General features: G+C 73.3%; 2 protein-coding genes and 1 pseudogene. 2 read left to right on the top strand and 1 reads right to left on the bottom strand.

Features of this window, described 5'->3' with window-relative positions:
• Both x551_RS21525 and x551_RS21530 read left to right on the top strand, forming a co-directional pair.
• Positions 1 to 949, top strand: a 949-nt coding sequence (locus x551_RS21525; RefSeq protein ID WP_036251215.1) for a PLP-dependent aminotransferase family protein, incomplete at its 5' end; no start/stop codon positions are given.
• 71 nt (positions 950 to 1,020) lie between these two features.
• Entirely contained in the window at positions 1,021 to 1,767 is a 747-nt protein-coding gene (locus tag x551_RS21530) for a hypothetical protein (RefSeq protein WP_011827783.1), read from the top strand.
• 27 nt (positions 1,768 to 1,794) lie between these two features.
• On the opposite strand, the pseudogene x551_RS21535 reads toward x551_RS21530, so the two are convergent.
• A pseudogene (locus x551_RS21535) lies at positions 1,795 to 2,062 on the bottom strand (ABC transporter ATP-binding protein); the annotation flags it as partial.

Consider the following 2,062-nt stretch of genomic DNA (forward strand, 5'->3'; position numbering starts at 1 on the left):
GCTGCGCGCGGCGCTGTCGCTGCGCCTGGCCGACCTCGGCATCGCCGCCGAGCCCGCGCAGATCGTCACGACGCTGGGCGCGACACAGGCGCTCGACATCGTCTCGCGCACCTTGCTCGCGCCGGGCGACGCAGTACTGGTCGACGAGCCGGGCTGGGCCGTCGAGTTCGCCCGCCTGGCCCAGCTCGGCATGCGCGTCTTGCCGGTTCCGCGCGGCGCCGACGGCCCCGATCTGGCGGTGATGCGGCGCCTGATCGAGGCGCACCGGCCGCGGCTCTACGTCACCGTCTCGGTCCTGCACAACCCGACCGGCTCCTCACTGTCGCTGGCCGGCGCCCACCAGCTGCTGACGCTGGCGCAGGCGCACGACTTCCACATCGTCGAGGACGACACCTACGCCTGGCTGGCCCCTGCGCACGCGCCACGCGTCGGCGCGCTCGACGGCCTGCAGCGCAGCATCTACATCTCGGGGTTCTCGAAGATCCTCGCGCCGAGCTGGCGGGTCGGCTACATCGCCGCGCCGCCGGCCCTGGTGCAGCGGCTGGTCGATGTGAAGCTGCTGACGTCGCTGACGACGCCGGTGCTGACCGAGCAGGCCGTCGCGGTCTGCCTGGAGCAGGGCGCGCTGCGCCGCCATGCCGAGCGTGTGGTGGTCCGGCTCGACGCCGCGCGCGCGCGCAGCATCGACCTGGCGCAGCGCCACGGCTGCACGACGGCCACGCCGCCGCAGGGCCTGTTCGCCTGGCTCGACACCGGCGTCGACACCGACCGGCTGGCCCTGGCCCTGCTCGACGACGGCTGGCTGATCGCGCCCGGCTCGCTGTTCCATGCCACGCGGCGGCCGAGCGGGCTGATGCGCATCAACGTCGCGACCTCTCAGGACCCCGCGTTCTGGCGGGCGCTGGACCGCCGCCGCACCGAACTGCAGCGCCGCGGCGCGCGCGCCTGAGCGCGCGCACGGCACTTGCAAGCCTTGCGACGGCCGGCTCGGCATACAGACACTTACAATTGCCGCCACGCATGGACGAGCCCACCATCCCTTTCGGCGAACCGGAACTCTGGCGGGTCAGCACCTTCCAGCGAGCCATGGGCGGCGGTGGCGGCAGCACTTCCAGCGAAGGCGGCTCGCGCTACGCCGCGCTGAGCCCCTCGCTGATGGCGGACCTGCAGCGCTTCGAGAGCCATGACAACGGCGCCGAGGTGCTGGAGGTGCTGGCCGCCTGCCTGCGCCACGCACAGGACATGGCGCTGCACCTCGATCGCGACGGACACGTGCTGCCGCTGACGGTGTTCCCCCGCGAGCACCTGTTCCACACGCCCCTGCCGCTCGAGGCCCTGTACGCGACGCGCTTCGACACCGTGCAGCTGCTGCAGGTCGAGCAGGCGCTGCTGCACGCGCCGAACCGTGGACGTGACGACATGGCCGCGCCGGCCGAGATGTGCCATCCGCTGGGCCCGCTGCTGTGGCACATGGCACTGCACGGTCCGCGCCACGAACTGCTGCCCGAGCTGGCCGGGCCTGCCGTCTACCGGGTTGCGCCGGACCTCGCCACGCCGACCGTCCTGAGCGGCGCGCTGGCCGCCGCGGTCGGCCGGCTGCGGCAGGAACCGATCTCGTTGCGCGCGCTGGCCGCCTGGCCGGGCTTCGACCGCGAACGCGCCTCGCGGCTGCTCAACGGCCTGTACCTGCAGGCCGGGCTGATCGTCAGCCGCACCCACCCGAGTGCCAGCGGCGACTCCTGGTTCAGCAATCTCGGCAAGTGGTAGCCGCCGGCAGGCGGCGCCTCTGAGCGCTCAGCGGCTGCCCAGCACTTCCCAGCGTTCCAGCGCCGCCATCAGCTCTTCCTCGATGCGGGCATAGCGCGCCTGCACCTCGGCCACGCGCTGCGGCGCCTCGGCGTAGAGGGCCGTGCCGCCGAGCTGTTCGCCCAGCGTGCGCTGCTCCGCTTCGAGCGCTTCGATGCGCGCCGGCAGCGCGTCGAGTTCGCGCTGCTCCTTGAAGCTGAGCTTGGCCCGCTTCACCGGCGCGGCGGCGACCGGCGCGGGGCCGCCACGACGGACG

Origin of the sequence: Methylibium sp. T29, assembly GCF_000576205.1 — a bacterium.
Lineage (GTDB): Bacteria > Pseudomonadota > Gammaproteobacteria > Burkholderiales > Burkholderiaceae_C > Methylibium > Methylibium petroleiphilum.

Coding starts and splice junctions, on each gene's coding strand:
- x551_RS21530 (WP_011827783.1), top strand. CDS start 1,021: ATGGACGAGCCCACCATCCCTTTCGGCGAACCGGAACTCTGGCGGGTC.